The 16,880-nt window shown below is 40.7% G+C and carries 13 protein-coding genes and 1 pseudogene; 10 read left to right on the forward strand and 4 right to left on the reverse strand.

The features are described from left to right. Positions 1–18: 18 nt before the first annotated feature. A complete protein-coding gene (locus FXV91_RS15340; protein WP_229391554.1) occupies positions 19–369 on the reverse strand; it encodes a DUF2173 family protein in 351 nt (116 codons plus the stop codon). Between the two features lie 1,031 nt (positions 370–1,400). Between FXV91_RS15340 and FXV91_RS15345 the strand changes: the two genes are divergently transcribed. The 4 genes from FXV91_RS15345 (at position 1,401) to FXV91_RS15360 (ending at position 5,377) form a co-directional block, all read left to right on the forward strand. Continuing rightward, on the forward strand, positions 1,401–1,868 hold the full coding sequence (locus FXV91_RS15345) for a DUF3795 domain-containing protein (RefSeq protein WP_229391555.1): 468 nt from the start codon (positions 1,401–1,403) through the stop codon (positions 1,866–1,868). Positions 1,869–2,023: 155 nt separating this feature from the next. Then, on the forward strand, positions 2,024–3,088 hold the full coding sequence (locus FXV91_RS15350) for a hypothetical protein (RefSeq protein WP_229391556.1): 1,065 nt from the start codon (positions 2,024–2,026) through the stop codon (positions 3,086–3,088). Between the two features lie 217 nt (positions 3,089–3,305). Then, the gene (locus FXV91_RS15355) at positions 3,306–3,989 is read left to right on the forward strand and encodes a DUF72 domain-containing protein (RefSeq protein WP_229391557.1); all 684 of its coding nucleotides are present in this window, start codon (positions 3,306–3,308) and stop codon (positions 3,987–3,989) included. Between the two features lie 290 nt (positions 3,990–4,279). Continuing rightward, entirely contained in the window at positions 4,280–5,377 is a 1,098-nt protein-coding gene (locus FXV91_RS15360) for a hypothetical protein (RefSeq protein ID WP_229391558.1), read from the forward strand. A gap of 259 nt (positions 5,378–5,636) precedes the next feature. Here the strand turns inward: FXV91_RS15360 and FXV91_RS15365 are convergent, their stop codons facing one another. From FXV91_RS15365 to FXV91_RS15375, 3 genes are all read right to left on the reverse strand, one after another. Continuing rightward, positions 5,637–8,387: a response regulator gene (locus FXV91_RS15365; RefSeq protein ID WP_229391559.1), complete on the reverse strand. Its 2,751-nt coding sequence runs from the start codon at positions 8,385–8,387 to the stop codon at positions 5,637–5,639. A 41-nt stretch (positions 8,388–8,428) separates the two neighbouring features. After that, a complete protein-coding gene (locus tag FXV91_RS15370; RefSeq protein ID WP_229391560.1) occupies positions 8,429–8,806 on the reverse strand; it encodes a response regulator in 378 nt (125 codons plus the stop codon). Between the two features lie 1,311 nt (positions 8,807–10,117). After that, entirely contained in the window at positions 10,118–10,849 is a 732-nt protein-coding gene (locus tag FXV91_RS15375) for a hypothetical protein (protein ID WP_229391561.1), read from the reverse strand. An 18-nt stretch (positions 10,850–10,867) separates the two neighbouring features. Here FXV91_RS15375 and FXV91_RS15380 point away from each other — a divergent pair, with 18 nt between their 5' ends. From FXV91_RS15380 to FXV91_RS15405, 6 genes and pseudogenes are all read left to right on the forward strand, one after another. Next, positions 10,868–11,329, forward strand: a complete 462-nt coding sequence (locus FXV91_RS15380; protein ID WP_229391562.1) for a PxKF domain-containing protein — start codon at positions 10,868–10,870, stop codon at positions 11,327–11,329. Between the two features lie 434 nt (positions 11,330–11,763). After that, entirely contained in the window at positions 11,764–11,988 is a 225-nt protein-coding gene (locus FXV91_RS15385; protein ID WP_229391563.1) for a hypothetical protein, read from the forward strand. A gap of 549 nt (positions 11,989–12,537) precedes the next feature. Then, entirely contained in the window at positions 12,538–13,698 is a 1,161-nt protein-coding gene (locus tag FXV91_RS15390) for a tetratricopeptide repeat protein (protein WP_229391564.1), read from the forward strand. Positions 13,699–14,025: 327 nt separating this feature from the next. Next, positions 14,026–14,823 (forward strand): hypothetical protein, encoded by a 798-nt coding sequence (locus tag FXV91_RS15395; RefSeq protein ID WP_229391565.1) that lies wholly within the window; start codon positions 14,026–14,028, stop codon positions 14,821–14,823. An 883-nt stretch (positions 14,824–15,706) separates the two neighbouring features. Next, positions 15,707–15,898, forward strand: coding sequence for a hypothetical protein (locus FXV91_RS15400; RefSeq protein ID WP_229391566.1), 192 nt, complete (start codon positions 15,707–15,709; stop codon positions 15,896–15,898). A 197-nt stretch (positions 15,899–16,095) separates the two neighbouring features. Then, positions 16,096–16,880 (forward strand): annotated as a pseudogene (locus tag FXV91_RS15405) (thiamine pyrophosphate-dependent enzyme); the annotation flags it as partial.

The following is a 16,880-nucleotide window of genomic DNA, read 5'->3' on the forward strand; positions in this document are numbered from 1 at the left end:
CAGGTTATTAAGAAGGCGTTAGCACATTCCCAGGGCTTTAAGGAGTTTCCCTAAATCTGCCTTTGAGCTTTCGACAAAGACTCCCCTTGTTCCTGAGATCATAACAGTCCAATCACCGCCGCTGTACATCCAGTTATTCTGAGGCACCCAGTTCATCTTGTAGAGCTTTGAGTAAGCGCTCGCCAGAGCATCAAACATCATATTAACGGCTCCGCAGAACTTGGCGGTCATCTCTGCCATCTCCTTGGGCATCCCGTCCCTGGCTTTATAATCTACAAGCTTTCCTTCGGGACTGAAAATCCCAGCTGCCATTACCCCTTCAAACTTCAGGAGCTCATCTAACGATAGGTTGCATTCTTTTCCGTTCATATATTTCCCCCCAATAATTCCAGTATATACAGGTGAACTGCTCGCTAAATCTAAAGAGTTACAGGCTTCCTGCTTCATTTTTCGAATTGCCTTTTACAAATCCACAGGCTCTTCTCTTTGCCTGTGCATAAGATTAGTTTAGTAAGATAATAGCTCCTTTGTACCTGTTTTTTCTCATAAAGGAGTAGAAAAAGATTGACACAATATTATATAAATATATCAAATTAAAAAAAGAAAGTTAAAAACTTAAAAATCAGGCATTTCCATTTAATGAAAACCTGCTTAACACTGTTCTCAAAGTTAATTATAGACACTTTCAGGACTCTGTTTTGGAGAATATTGCATAATTAAAATCCAGTAAGGGCATTTTGGTAGTCTTAAAAACATACAGATTACTGAATACAAGCATTTGAATGACTGAAAAGAAGACTCAGATAGCTGAGATAAGCCTTCAGCTGAGATAAGCCTTCAAAAAATGCAGGAATATGACTTGAAATCGGTTTACTGGAATTCAAAGATGGAAAAGAAATCCAACTTATCCCAGTGTTCTAATTCAAAACTCTCATAAGGGATTTCATAGAGTTCAGGCATGTGAAAGGAGAAAAAGCAAACTGTCTTAAAAATGAAAAAATTACCCGAAAAAACTGAGAATCAACAGGAGATTTGAGAGCAACAAGTGAAATTTATTTGCTATTTTGATAAATATATTTATACAGTGCAAGTATGTGTTTTTGGGGCTTTTTAGATTGAAGAGGTACAGTTTGAAAGAATAATAATAGATATAAATATAGGCAGATATTAAAGATACCCCCAATTAATTAGTTATAATTATAAATAATTGATTGACTATACCAGCAGCATATGGGCGTATCCTGGCATAGACACCATAAATAATTTATATATTGAAAAATAATCAATTTAAAATATATGTTAAACTCTTCCGTTGTAACGAAAAAGAATTTCCATGCTGGGCAGTCTTACCTGTGTTTTACATAAAAGACTCTATATAAAAGAAGGTTAGACTTTTCTTTATGCAGGAAGGAGAGGAAAAGGAACTCACAGCCTATTGCGGGCTTTACTGTGCTGACTGTATCCATTTTTGTAATAAACATAGTAAACTTGCGGGACAGTTAAAAGAGGCACTTGAGGATGCAGGCTTTCAGAGTTATGCCAGTGTAAAAAGTCCTTTTGGTTCGGAGTTCCAGCAGTATGATGCGTTTCTTACCGTGCTTGAAGCTCTTATAAATCACACCTGCTCTGAAGGTTGCAGAACCGCAGGAGGGTGCAGTGCAGTGCCCTGCCAGATAATTCAGTGCTGCAAGGAAAAAGGCTACGAGGGATGCTGGGAATGCGGGGCTTTTGAAGCATGTGAGAAGTTTGAGTCCTTAAAACCCCGCTGTGAAGCTTCGGTAATGCATAACCTTAAGGAAATCAGGGAAAATGGTTTTGAAGGCTGGAGTAAGCGGCGCAGGCCTATTTATAACTGGCAGGAGGAGTGAACGTAGGAAGAGCCAAACTGAGAAAGGGCCTGTTTGAGAAGGAATCAGAACTCAAACAAGCCCAAAAAAGTAATCATATTTAATGATCAACTGGCGTGACCTACAAATGAACTTGAATCCAACCCGAATCGGAGAAATATTTTGGAGGCACTTCTATGGCAAATCCAGGCGATAAAATATCACCAATCGATGTAAAAACCGAAAAACTTAAAAACCTGCCAGTAATCAAAGATTATTACCTTGTTCTGGGTGGTGGAAAAATTGGCACAGATTTTCTTCATTACGCCCGCAAGAATAAGTTCCCCTTTATGCTTGTTATCGACAGGGATGAAAACGCGCCTGCTTCAAGAGAAGTTCAGGTTCTTAAAACCGAAAGCGAGATTGTAGATCTCCTCAAGAAAAGAGCAAAAGCTCCGGTTCAGGAAGGGATGAAGGAACAACTTCTCCGGGCAGAAGGGAAAAGGAAAGAAGAAAATAAGGAATCTGATAAGGAATCAAGTAAGGAATCAGGTAAAAAATCAGAAGCTTATTTTTACAGAATGGACATGCAGAGAATCCCTTTTCTCCTCAGCTCTGGCATCCCTGAATATATTATCCCTGCCGTGCCATGCCATGCAGTTGCATATATGCTTGCAGATATCCTTAAGTTCCCAATGCAGGAGGCAAAGAAAGAAGAAAGCCTCAAAGAAAACCGCAAAGCAGGCCTTCCAGAAATAAATAGTCCTGAAAAAAGCATTTCAGAGAAAAACAGCCCTGTAAATGAACTCTTTATCAGGCCTGAAGATTCGGAGCTAATGTCTTTTTTCAAAACAATTGCATCGGTGTTTCCTGAAGATGTAATCGCAGGCAGTTACCCTGAACACAGCATGCTGTTTTTCTCGTATGCAAGGGAAGGAGAAATTTGTCCCGATGGCTGCCCCGGACCGAGAGATAAATGTCCTACCTTCGGGCGGAAAAAACCGAAAACCATTACCGAATATACAAGAGAACTTATCCACACCATCCCGGGATGGGTCTTTGAAAGCCATCAAATGAAGCCTGGAATAGGTGGATTGAAGGGCGTGGAGTTTAAACGGAATATGCTGGAGATCCGGGAATTCGTAAGTAAGCTTCAGGAAAACGGGAGCGCGAAAAAGTCTGAAAAACTCGAGGACAGGGCTTTTTTCATAGCTACTACCTGCACATGCCATGGGGTTTTGAACATTTTCTACGTTACCTGAATTGATTATTGAACATCCGCCGGCCCTATCCTGACTATCGAGCTCTTATCCGAAATATCAAGTCTCTATATACAAATTATCAAATAACCTTTCATAGAACCTTTCATAGAACCTTTCATAGACCAGCCGTTCAAACGATCAAGCAGCTTTTCATAGACCAGATCTTCCATAAACCAAAGGTACATCTGTTAGCAGACACGATACTGATGGGGATTACATGGATGCATTTGTGGGCACAAGCGGCTGGTACTATGAGTGGAATAAAAAGAAAAATCTGGAGTGGTTTGTGGAGAACTCCGGTTTGAATTCCGTAGAGCTCAACGCAAGTTTCTACAGGTTTCCATTTCCAAACAATATAACAGGCTGGAGCACAAAAGGTGCGGAGCTCAGGTGGAGTGTAAAAGTCCACAGGTCTATAACCCACTGGCGCCAGTTCAGTGAAAGCGCTCTTGATATATGGGAAAACTTTCGGCAACTGTTTGAGCCCCTGGACCACCTTATTGATTTTTATCTTTTTCAGGCACCGCCAAAATTCGATGATCTTGAAAAAGCCCTGTGGTTTGCAGGAGAAACGGGACTTGGCGAAAGATTTGCTCTGGAAATAAGGAATAAAGAACTGCTTGGAAACGATGAGCTGTGTACAGAGCTTACGGAGAATGTGACCCTGGTATCGGTAGACTCACCGGATCACAGGGACCGAATATTTCCCGGAAAAATCGTTTATATGAGAATGCACGGAAGAGAAGGCTGGTACAGTTACAATTACTCACAGGAAGAAATTAAAGAAACTGTCCTGAAAATAAATGAATCCGGGAGTGAGAAAGTCTACATTTATTTTAATAACAATCATAACATGCTCGAAAACGCAAGGACGGCATTAAAAGTCTTTTCAGATATGTAAACCCGGGAGTTTTACCCCGGTTTTCAAAAATCTCTATTTTTATGGACTGAAAATATCTGGCTTAACGGCTTCAGACTTCTATTCTAATAAGAAAAAAAATTTGCTCCAATTGTTAACCAGTGATATGAATAAATTATTATATAAAGAGCTATATTTAAAGTTTGATCCGGATAACCCACATGGTCAAAAGTTATATGTCTCAAAATAAGAGTTTAATTCTATGGCATTGTAACTGGTGACAAAAAGGTATTTGCCCGGAACTCCCTATATATAAAAAAGAAGTGAAATATATGTTCTGGAGTAAAGATGATATTGTCGAAAGGCTAAGCAAAATACCTAGAACGCTGGAAGATATCTCAATAGAGGTCTTTGAAGGCGTACCCCCAGCCAATGATCTGGTATACAAAACAGACCTTTCGAGAGAACATTGTGCAGATGCATCCAACGGCTGCAGAAACCCACAAACAAATATAAGTATAGAACAGGTGAGCATAGAGAAGGAACTTATGTATCCTTATATGGATGGCTCTCTTTCGAATGAATTTGCCATTCACTCAGATCAGTACCGGTTTATGCTGCCTTATGAGATCCTGGGCTACAATATAAAGAAAGAATACAGAATCTTTCAGCCGGAGGAGTTAAAGACCAGGTTCCCAATAGCTTATAAACAGCTGATGGAAACAAAACAAGAGTCTGGAACCGAGAAACAGGAACTGGATTCTGCCGAGTGCTATCGTCTGGAAAACGAAAGCTTCCTGCAGTATATAAAAACACCTAAAATAATCATTACCAACCACTACCGACTTCATGCTTCATATGATGCGAATGGAAAACACGTGTTTGCAGACGGGATAGGAGTTGTTCTTGGAGATCCCACACTCTACCATTATGTCACATCCGTGCTTAACTCTTCGATAGCAAGGGCTCTTCCTGATATATGGAACCGTGAAAAAATGCAGAATAACCAGCATTTGAACTCAAAAATGCTGAAAAGGTTTCCAATTGAGTTTCCTAAAAAAGAAGTTACTGAGACCCTTATAAGCACAATCTGCAGATACCTGATTTATCTCAACAGGCAAAAGCAGACAGCAAAAGCGTACTCCATACCAGGTTACCAGAACCTGATTGATTTTTACAAAAGAATTGCAGATCTTCTGATCCTGGACACCTATATCACAAATGATCTTGATCCGAAGCTCCTTGAAATCCTTGCAGAAAATATCACAGCATCCGGAGAAGAATTCGAGTACAGTAACGACATAAGCCTTTTAATAGGGCTGCAGGCAATAAAGAAAAATATCCTGGACTCTGCTGATTTCCGGAAATGCAGGTTCAACAATGAATTCACCAATATTCTGGCTACCCTGAAAAACAACGGTGTCTGGTAAAAAAGAACAGGGACTCTGGCTTTTAAGAATTTTTTAGTTTTCTTATTCCTTTTCTTTTTCAGCCAGTCTTTTTTCCAGCAGACATTTTTCCAGTATATATTCTTTCAGTAGATATTTTTCCAGCAGACATTTTTCCAATATATTCTCTCAGTAGATATTTTTCCAGTAGATATTTTTTCGGTCAGCCTTTTTCGGTTAATTCTCTTTTCAGGTCATTTATCAGGTCTTTTTATCAGTTTGGTTCTCTCAATTAATTCCTTCAGTCTTGAATGAATTGTGATGGACGGTCGCCGTGAGTAGCTGAAAAGGCACATGTCCCACAACTATCTCCCTTTGATTCAAAGCTATTTATTAACTGCAGAAGCGTCTGTTTATTTAAGTCCTCTTTTTGCATGACAAACGAAACATTGTTGTTTAATATTTTCATTTCCTGCGCGCTCAGGTCTTTTGCAGTGCATACGATTATAGGGATATCCACGGTCTCAGGGTTTTTCTTAAGGGCCCTTACAACCTCAAAACCTGATACATCAGGCATCATCAGATTCAGGATTATAGCATCCGGAAGTTCTGTAGATGCCCTTTCAATTGCTTCCTTTCCGCCATATGCCCGGCTGATAACATAACCTTCCTCTTTAACCAGAGAAGCTATAAGTTCAGTCATAGTTTCCTTGTCATCCGCAATCAGAATCTTTGGAGATTCCTTTTTCATTTTCTCTTTTAATCGGTCCAGAGTTGAAAGCAGGATTGACTTTTCGACCGGCTTTACAAGATGGTCAAAGGCACCCCAGAGCATTTTGCAGTCACTTCTTTCATCTATTGAGAGAACAAGTACTGGAATTCCTGCAGTCCCGCTGTCTTTTTTCAGGTTTTGAAGCACGTCCCATCCATTCATTTCGGGCAGCATAAGGTCCAGAGTAATTAAAAAAGGCTTTAATTTCCGGGCAAGAAAGAGAGCTTGCTTCCCTGTGACAGCCTGGGCTACTCTGTAGCCTGCTTCCTTTAATGTGAACATGAGAAGTTCTCTGGACAGCTTATCATCCTCAACAACCATAACAAGGGGTCCGGATCCTTCTGATCCTTCGGGCTCAAAAATATCAGAGAAACCTTTTTCTTCGTTATTTCCTGCCTGATCTTCGGTCTCAGGTTCATCTGTTTCGCCTTTTTTGTCAGAGGGTTCGAGAGTTTTCCCTATTTCATCAGGAGTTTCGAGAGGTTTCTCTATTTTATCAGGAGCTTCAAGAACCTTTTCTCCATTTATCTCACAGGTTTCAGGTATCCTTATTTTTTCACCGGCACACAGGATCTTTACAGGCATCTCAAAAGTGAAGGTTGAACCTTTACCGGGTTCACTCTCAACCGATATCCTGCCTCCGTGCATCTCTACAAATTTTTTAGCGAGAACAAGACCAAGGCCAGTACCTTCGTATTTGCGGCTGAGGGCAGAGTCAATCTGCTTGAAGGGTTTGAAAAGATGTTTTATGCCATCTTTTGAAATCCCTATACCTGTGTCGGATACGGCAACCCTGATCCCGTTTTCGGATCTTGACCCCAGGACTTCGACAGAGCCGCCAGCAGGAGTGAACTTTATCGCATTGCTTACAAGATTATACATAATCTGTTTGAAACGGGTCCTGTCCGCGTAGATAAAGAAACCTGATTCAACATTGAAATTCATTGAAATGTTTTTCTTCAGGGCAAGAGGGGAAATTATATTTTTAGTATCAGTAAAGGTATCGTAAAGTGTAAAATAGTCAAGTTCAAGGTCCATTTTCCCGGCTTCTATCTTGGAGAGGTCCAGAATACTATTTATGAGCGAAAGAAGATGTTTTTCGCTATTTGAGATATTTCCAAGAAACTTTTTGTTCAGTTCGTCGAACTCACCAGTGGTCCCTCCAAGCATGAGTTCCGAAAAACCGATTATGGCAGTAAGGGGGGTACGCAGTTCGTGGCTCATGGTCGCAAGGAATTCGCTCATTGCGCGGTTCGCCCCTTCGGCTGCAAGCTTTGCCTGCAGGAGGTCTTCTTCAGCTTTTTTATACTCCGAGAGATCTATAAAGCTTTCAACAAAATAACCGTTTCCTCCTATTGAGACAGGCACGACATTTCTAAGAATTGGTATGGGATCTCCTCTGGCTTTGAAAAGCAAACTTTCAGAGAGATCTTCAGCCTGGTCCAGAGAAAGGGCAGTGCATCTTTCTTCCCCGGCCTGGCAGATTAACTGGCTGCAGACCATTCCTATAAGTTCCTTTTCGGAATAACCAGTCGTTTTCAGGGCAACAGGATTTGCATCTACAATTTTCCTGGAGGAGGCCTCGATCAGCAGGATACTGCACAGCGTATTATCAAGGATAGTTTTAAGCCTTTCCCGATTCTCCTGTTCCCACCTTTCTGCATTTTTCCTATCGGTAATATCCTGGGCTACAATCTGAACAATATTATCTTTCCTGTCGATAAGGGACAGGTTAACTTCTATGTCAACAATTTCCCCGTCAGGCTTCTGATACCTCATTTCAAAGTAAGAAGAATCCTGTTTGAAAGTTTCCTTAAGTGCCTGTTGAAGCTCAGGAAGGTACTCACCTGGAATAAAGGACATTAGAGAAGCATTAAGTGGGCGCTTCTGTCCGAAACCGAAAATTTCGCAGCCTTTTTTATTAATATCCATGACCTTTTTTCCGTCTGAAATGATAACAGCATCATTGGACTGCTCAAAAAGAGCTATGTACATCTTATCTTTTTCCTTAAGGTCGTCTTCTGCTTCCTTGTAAAGTACGAGAGCATTTTCGAGCTCCATCCATCTCCTGAGAGAAAATATTCCCATTCCAAAAGAGACATATATTGAAAGAACGAGCAGAAGACCCAAACCCTCACGGTCGTAATTTTCAACAAACAACACAACAGATTCAAAAAGATTGTAGTTAGAAGCTGCCAGTGTAAATATAAAGCCCAGGACAAGAATAAGTACGAGTTCGTTAGACCTTTTTGTGAATGGCGACTTTGAAATATTTACCATCCCTTCATCCCCCTTAAAGGACCAGAAACTGCGTAAACTCCTTACACTGCTCTGCATTCACCTGTGCACATCTCTAATATTGATTTGAATCTGCCGATGTCAATGGGTTTAGAAACATACCCACTGCAACCTGCTTTTAAAAACCTGTCCTCATCCCCCTGCATGGTATGAGCTGTAAGGGCAATTACAGGTGTCCTCTGGATTTCGGGGATTTTTTTGATTTCTTTAAGGACTTCAAGCCCGTCAAATCCTGGCAGCTGTATGTCAAGAAGTATGAGATCGAACCTGTTTTCTTTAGCAATTCTGAGAGCTTCAAACCCATCACTCGCTTCTTTACTCTCATAGTCAAAAGTAGTAAGAAGGAATTTGATAAGTTCCATAATTACAGGACTATCCTCAACTACAAGTATACTTTTCATTTCCATGACCCCTCAATCTGCATATATTAAGAGACCTGGCAAAATACAGATGCTTCCCTAGCAAAGTGATTATTTTTCCAAGCTCTGGATTGGTACGAACTCTGGATCGATATTTTAAGTAGATGCCTCTACCAGTCCATCTAAACAATTACAAGTCCATATAAAGGTTATATATCCTTTAAAACATCAGAGCTAAAAGCAAAGAGTATTTTTGGCAGACTCGGTAAGACAATTGCATCTAGACCCTGTCGTTTTCCCCTATTTGATAAACTTACTAGACAGTAAGTTAATATATTATTCGTTTTCCCCGAATATAATAGAATTTAGTAAAGTTTAAAAGTTACAAAGTAATTGTATTCCATACATATAAAAATTTTGTTTTTTGCCAAGAAAAAGCCTGATCAGCAGGTAAATAGAACCGGCTTTCTTAAAAAAAGAAGTTATGTTTCCCAAAAAACAGGATAATAATGGGAGAATAGCTGAAGAATAGCTGAAGAATAGCTGAAGAGTAGCTGGAGACTAACCTGGGATTGACCATGCAAAAAGTACCCAGCTAAATATGAAAAACAAAGATGGGAAACGCTCTGGAGATTGAAGCTGTTTAAGATATGAAAAATGATGTTAAGAATAACGAATAAAATTTGAAAGTTGAGGGTTAAAAATCAACTTTTAACTTACAGGTCCTTTTCTTCCCGTATTCTTCCACAATACACGTTACTCTCCGTTGATTAAATAACTTGAATTTAACACATGGGTTTGGTAGCCTTTGATTAATCAGTTTACTTATTCAGGATCAGGAGAAAGAGTGTTTAGTTCTTTTCTTGAGCTTATCCCAAAACTAGGTTTCTTCTTAAATTAATAAAAGTTTCAGAACTATTTTCTATGATCATAAACTCGATTGATTGTTCAAAATTCGAGATTCAGAGGATCAATTTTCAGTTTTGGGATAAGCTCATAAAACAATTCTCTTTTTCTATGTGAATCAGTAGATCTTAATCTCGAAGTACAAATCTGAGATTACGTCTTTTTAAAACTTGTTTTCTATTTTACGTACTTTATAAATTCGTAAAAATATTTATATGTCTCTGAGCATTCTATATATCGTAGTTTTTTCTCTATGGGGGGATCCAATATGATTTGGATTTTTGACATTTCAATTGTCTTTTTATTTATCCATAGATGGGAAAAAAGGTAAAAAAACTGACTATAAAAGATCTTCAAATAAAAATTATAAAAAATAATATGGGAGTAAGGAGAGTTTTTATGACTAGAAGATTTCCAAGTCCTAGTTTGGTACTTTTCATAGCTGTCCTATTGGGGGTTTTGCTGGTTGTACCAGCCACAGCACACACTATTGATTATATTGCGACTGATATACAGCCTGAGGCCGAATTTTCCGGTCAGTCCGGCCACTTCAAGGTAATCGATCCTATTGCTCCCGGGGGCAATGTTACATTTATGCTTACTTTTGAATTGATAGAAAGCTCTGGAGGGCCTACAACAGCGCTTCCTTTGACTTCCACTTTCTCCGTCAAGAACAAAGGTGGTCCCGCGGACTTTGACGTAACATTTGGTCCTGCACCTGGCACGGCGACGGCCTCCTATATGTATGAAAAGAACGCTGGGAAGATTATGCCGTTCACTACACAGGTGAAAGCTATAGCTCCCAGTACCCCCGGAAGCTACCACTTCAAAATTCAAGCTGAACAAGGCACTCTGAGCAAGGGATTGCAGCCGGGTGAAGGCATAGTCATTCACTTCAAGGTTGCTGAGCCTGATCAGCCATGTGATCCAGTTGAAACGGTGCTTATTATCGACGAACCAACCTGTACACTTTTTAAACAGCCCTCGATCGATTATACAGCCACGCTGACCTACAACAATGGTGGTACCTATGTGCCACTGTCTGACAAACAGATTGATTTCTCTGTAGATGGCAAATCCATCGGCTCTGCGACCACTTCTACCGATGGTAAGGCAACGATCACTTACAACCCCAGCGCTCTGTCGGTCGGTGACCATACTGTCGTAGCTAAATACCAAGGTGAAGAGTGCGCATATATGTCTGACAGCCACTCTGCCACTTTTGGAGTAATATACAGGTTCCTGGGCTTCCAGCCCCCAGTCCAGATTGACGGAGTAGGATCAGGTCTCTTCTCAGGCAAAGTCATACCTGTCAAGATCAAGATCGCCGACTATTATGGTAATCCGGTAACGGATGCGACAGCTCGCGTCTACTTTACTCAAACGACTCAGGCTCTGGAGATTCAGGCAACAGCTATCCAGTCAGTGATTGTGGATACAGGCAATCTTATGCGTTATGACGCCACCCTGGATCAGTACATTCTGAACTGGGACATCAGCAACATGCAGAATGGTGCCTATAACATCCGTGTAGCGATGGGCGAAGGAGAAAAGTGCGCTGTAGGTCACTGGGCCCCAGTAATGATCCAAAAGAGTGGAAAGAAATCTACTACAACGTTGGCACTCAGTTTCCCAGCTTTGTTTCAGATAAAAATTTAAGACAACCGCATTTAGACGATGATCAAGAATGCAGGCAGTCTGATGCGTTATGGCGCCGTCTAAGGCTAGTACATTCTGAGCTGTGACGCCATAAAACGCAGAGCAGCACCTTTAAAATCCGTGATGTGGTGGGTGAAGGACAGAAAAACTCCTTCGCCCATGAGCATCTTCCAGGATCTAAGACAGATTGATATTACGTATCCTCTAGATCGAAACATTTTTTGATGAGCTCAATTATTAGGGGAGCTTTAAACCTCATCATTCTTAAAATAGAGAAGCGGTTATAGTTATATTGGTCTCTTCGAAACCTCTATAAAGATACGCTCTTGATCATTAAATATAGGTATTTTTATGACAGAAAGCTTTGATAAAATAGACGCACATCTTGACAAAAAAGCCAAGCCCACCGAAGGTGAAGCTACCAAAATGAACATATGATGTTGGAAAAGGTCTCAATGAATCCTTCAAGAAGAAAGCTTCTCAGGGTTGTTGGGGTCTTCGGAAAAGACGAGAAACAATTAAGGGAAGAATCGGGATTAAACGATTTCTTTTTTAAATACAGTATGGATTTCCTTCTCAAAGAGAATTTACTTAAGTTAGAAGATGGAGTGTACCGCCTTACAGATCCCGGAATTGCTCTACATGACTCTGTATGTTAAATAAGGGGTATCAACCTTTGCCTCAAAAATTTTTAGCTCCTTAAAGCTTAGCAGTTTTAATATATTTCATTTTATATAATATTGCTTTTAGGATAGGCTCGAAGATAAATAAATGGTTTCTTATTAATATATGATTTAAAATGCAGATATATAACTGACCTATAATATTCTAGTAACGTATACAATACTCTAATATATCCTGCAGTATCCTAATATAGCATCGATCCGGAATGTTTACAATTAGAAATTTCACTGAAGATCTTAATTATTCTGCTTTTCATTCAGGAGGGGTGATTTACGGCTAATTTTACAAAAAATTCAGAAAATGAGAAAGTTTCTGCCGAAAGAGGCTCTATTGAAAACCACGAAATTCTGCTTGAAAGATACGGAGAGCGGTTAAGGAACCTGGACCCTGAACTGGTCACATCTGAGGATGAAATTATCTTAAAAGAAGGTTACAGGCATGCAAAAGAGGTTTTAGAGCCCGAGGGGCTGGTAAACTGGTTTAGAAATGCTGCCGAGCCGTTCTACAGGTCAGCAACCTGGGAAGTGCTTTTACCTATATACGAAGAACTGCTTGATACCGCGGAAAAAGAGCTCGGACCGGAAGCCCCCGGAACTGCAGCAGTGCTGAACGGGCTTGCAGGGATTTATCGTTATATAGGAAAGTACGAAGAAGCCCTGAGGTTATTTACAAGAGCACTCAGCATCCGTGAAAAATTTTTAGGTCCGGAGCAGCCTGAAACCGGAGACACTCTCGGTGAACTTGGAATTCTCTACTATGTTATGGACAGGCAGGAAGAAGCCCTTTCATACTACAGCAAGGCTCTCGGAGTTCAGGAAAAATTTCTGAATCCGGAGAATCTGGGAGCTATAAGGACACTTAACAGGATGGCTTTTTATTACAAGGGAATGGAAAGGACGGAAAAAGCGGAAGAACTTTTCATCCGTACCCTCGGGATGCTTGAAAAACTTGAGGAAAAAGACCCAGAGAATAAAAAAGTCCTGGCTTATACTGCCGGCACCCTGAATAATCTTGGGGTTCTACTTGCAGAAATGGGCAAACTTGAGGAAGCTGAGGAAAGATACGGACAGGCTTTAAAACTTCAGGAAAATATATACGGAAAGGAACACCCGCAGATAGCTCAGACATTAAACAACCTTGCCCTTCTCTATTTTCAGACAACAAGATATGAAAAAGCCCTTATTCTCTATACTCGCTCCCTTGAAATCATGCAAAACCTGGGAAAAACCGAGCACGCCGGCTTTGCAACAACCCTGAATAACCTTGCAGGGGTCTATGTCCAGAAAGGCCGCCATGAAAAAGCCCTTGAACTCTACACGCGAGCCCTCGATATCCGGGAACGTGTCCTTGGTCCGGACAGTCCAGAGGTTGCCAAGACGTTAAACAACCTTGGCGAACTGCACAGAATCCTGGGCCAGCACAAAAAAGCTCTCCCTCTCTACTCCCGCGCCCTCAAGATCTATGAAGCCACACTCGGCCCCACCCACCCCGATGTCGGAACCACTCTGAACAACCTCGCAGGCCTGCACGAAAGTATGGAGGAGTACGAGACTGCAATCGAGCTTTATGAAAAAGCCCTCGATATAATAGAAAAAGAATACGGGCCTGACCACCCTTATTTCAAGATCACACGAAACAATTTACTCGGCCTGTACGAGAAAATGGAAAGAAGCTGGCGGAGCTAAACTTTTAATGGGTTAATAGGTTAAAATTAATTGCCTTTATTTTTATTCTTATTAAGCCTGCCAATTACTGAATAAAGATTAGATGCGGTTGAAATTAGATGTAGTTGGAGATCAGATGCAGACTCGCGGAAGAAAAATGATAGTCCTGTATCAGCTCTCCAAACTTAAAAGCATGAAAGCAACGAGTGCTTCACATGACTAAAAATTAATGTACGGCGAGTTAAAATAACAGACGGCAGGATACTGTTAATAAGGGAGCCAATAAGGGGGAATTTTCTGGCTATAATTGGCAGCACAACGTTCAGTATCTGGAATTTAATATTTCTTTTGTTCGTTTTCCTTTTTCTTTATGCCATAATTTACCCGCGGTCTCAGCTCAAAAAAATCCGTATGCAGCGTATAGCAAAACTGAAATCTATGGAAAGGCGTCACGGCTGTAAAGTGCTGACAATGATCCACAGGCGGGAAGCGATCTCCTTTTTCGGGCTGCCTGCTTACCAGTTCATAGACGAGGAGGATGCCGAACAGATCCTGCGCTGGATAAGGAAATACAGGGATTACCCCCTTGAACTGATTCTGCATACTCCGGGAGGGCAGCTCCATGCAAGCATACAGATTGCCCGTGCCCTGAAAAACCACCCAAAAAAGACCCGTGTGCTCGTCCCCCATTACTCAATGTCAGGGGGCACAATTATTGCTCTTGCAGCAGACGAGATAGTAATGGATAAAGATGCTGTCATAGGACCTATCGACCCTCAGGTAGGAGATCTCATGCGAGGTCTCTTTCCTGCGCCTTCCTGGATTTATGCTGCAGAAATGAAAAAAGAAAATGCTGAAGATGTCACCCTTGTTATGAGTGATATATCCAGAAAAGCCCTTAAACTTACCAGAAACGTCGCAACCGAACTCCTTGAAGGCAAAATCACACCTGTTCCCGGCAGGGAAAACAGCCTGGATAAAGTGGTCGAAAAGCTGGTCAGCGGAGAAATGATCCATAGCACTCCCCTTTCAGCCGCAGAAGCTAAAGAAATAGGGCTTTCAGTAAGCACGGATTTTCCCGAAGACGTGCACGAGTTTATGAAACTCTTCCGACCTGTAAAAAGGAATGTGGAGTATGTGGAATAAATCCTCTGCACGTTAAAACTTTCAGAATCGGGTTCCGTATAACTGTTTTAAAGTGAATATCTCCTGCAATACACTCCTACAAAAGTACATCCACCAGAGTACATTCCTACAAAAGTACATCCACCAGAGTACATTCCTATAAAAGTACATCCACCAGAGTACATTCCTACAAAAGTACATCCCCACGAGTACGTCCCTACCAGAGTACACCCCAGCCAGAATACATCTTTCCAGGCTACCTCAAAATTAACTTTATCTCCCATCTGGTCGATGGGCAGTATTGACTAAACTCGATAGGCAATGTTATGAACATTAAATTCTGATTAACTGCAGTATGAAATATTTTGTTCTAAATGTAAATATTTGTCAGGTTTTGTGACAGCCATTTTTGGTTTTTTATTGACATTTTTTTAAAATAGTAGAACTGCCAACTAAATCATATTTTTTATCACAGTTTAAATTTAAAAACAATAATGCTATTTAAATCTTCCCCCGATTTCTAATTAAATAATGGCTTTTGATGGCTTTTTTATACAGAATAAGTATTTATACGACTATAACGATTATACTATTGATAGAATATAATACTATCAGACAAACAAAAATCATGGTTGTTGGGGATAATATGATTTTTCTATTTCTAAAAAAATTTCAGTTGATAATACAGCTTTTGCAGCAAGTACTGGATACGCCGGGACGGGGAAGAGGATACAGGTTACGAAATCCATACATGTTCATGATTGAGAGAAATGTTTGCATCTCCGAATGAATTCATGAAAAATAAAGCATAAACTAAGGCAACAGTAGCTATGAAACAGTGCTGAAATTAAGAAAATGTTAAAATCAGTATAAAAGAAACTAAATCTTCGGGGAGTGGCGCTAGATGGTTCTTTCTAACCTGACTGAAGCTGAAAAAACAATATTGATGGATGAAACCGTTACTGACTTAAAGCATTCTTTAGAAACTGTCATTAAAAACTTACTTGCAGAATACGAGACAGATCTTGAATCTAACCTTAATATTTCGAGAGTTGAGGTAAACTTCATTGTAAAACTGGATGATATTGAAGTATGAAGTTTATGACTCCGGGAATGCGGAGGTTCACGGATACCCTGCCTTGGGAGCTGGGATAAAGTGGATTCCCGCAGGCTTTTCTTCCTGTTCTTTTAACTTGACAAACAGCGACTATTGCTAAATATAAATACCTGATATTCTACAGTAAGCGAGTTAAAAAAGATTAAGAATTGATTGAGGGTGTCTGTTGTTGTTTTACACCTTTCCCGTTATCTTCCTGGCAGGTCCCTGGATTCACTCCCTTTTTGAAAAATACAGGTGCTGTGGCTTCAGATATAGAAGTTGCCCTAAAAGCTCTTGGAAAAGAGAAAGATATCAAAGTAATAGCTATAGGGGGCGACGGCGCTGCTATGGATATAGGCTTCGGGGCCATCTCAGGTTCATTTAAGCGCGGCTATGGCTTTACTATATCTGTATGGACAATGAAGCCTACATGAACACTGGAGTCCAGCGCAGCAGCGGAACTCCTTTTGAGGCCAGCACCACAACGACTTCCCTGGAAAATTCTCTTTCGTAAACCCATTTCCAAAAAAGAACATGGTTGCAATTATGGAAGCCTATGGTTCTCCATACGTAGCTACAACCTAAATCGGCTTTCCGAGAGACATGATGGTAAAGTCAAGAAAGCCACGGAATCGTGGGCCTGACCTTATATCCACGCCCATGCCCCCTATATCACAGGCTGGGGTTTTGATACTTCCAAAGACTCTGGAAGTTACCAAACTTGCAGTAGAGATGTGCCTCTGGCCAATGTACGAAATGAACGGAGAAATCACGCAGGTCACAGAAAGGTAAAGGACCTGAGACCGGTCGAGGATTACCTGAGAGTTCAGAAGCGCTTTAAACACCTTTTCATCATGGAGGAGGGCGAAGAAGAATTATAGAGGATGATGAAGAAAAAATCATGGAGGATGGTGAAGAAAAAATCAAGAAAATCCAGACAATGGCGAATTGGAACATAAAACACTATGGACTTCAGTAA

The organism is Methanosarcina sp. DH2 (assembly GCF_020804225.1).
Lineage (GTDB): Archaea > Halobacteriota > Methanosarcinia > Methanosarcinales > Methanosarcinaceae > Methanosarcina.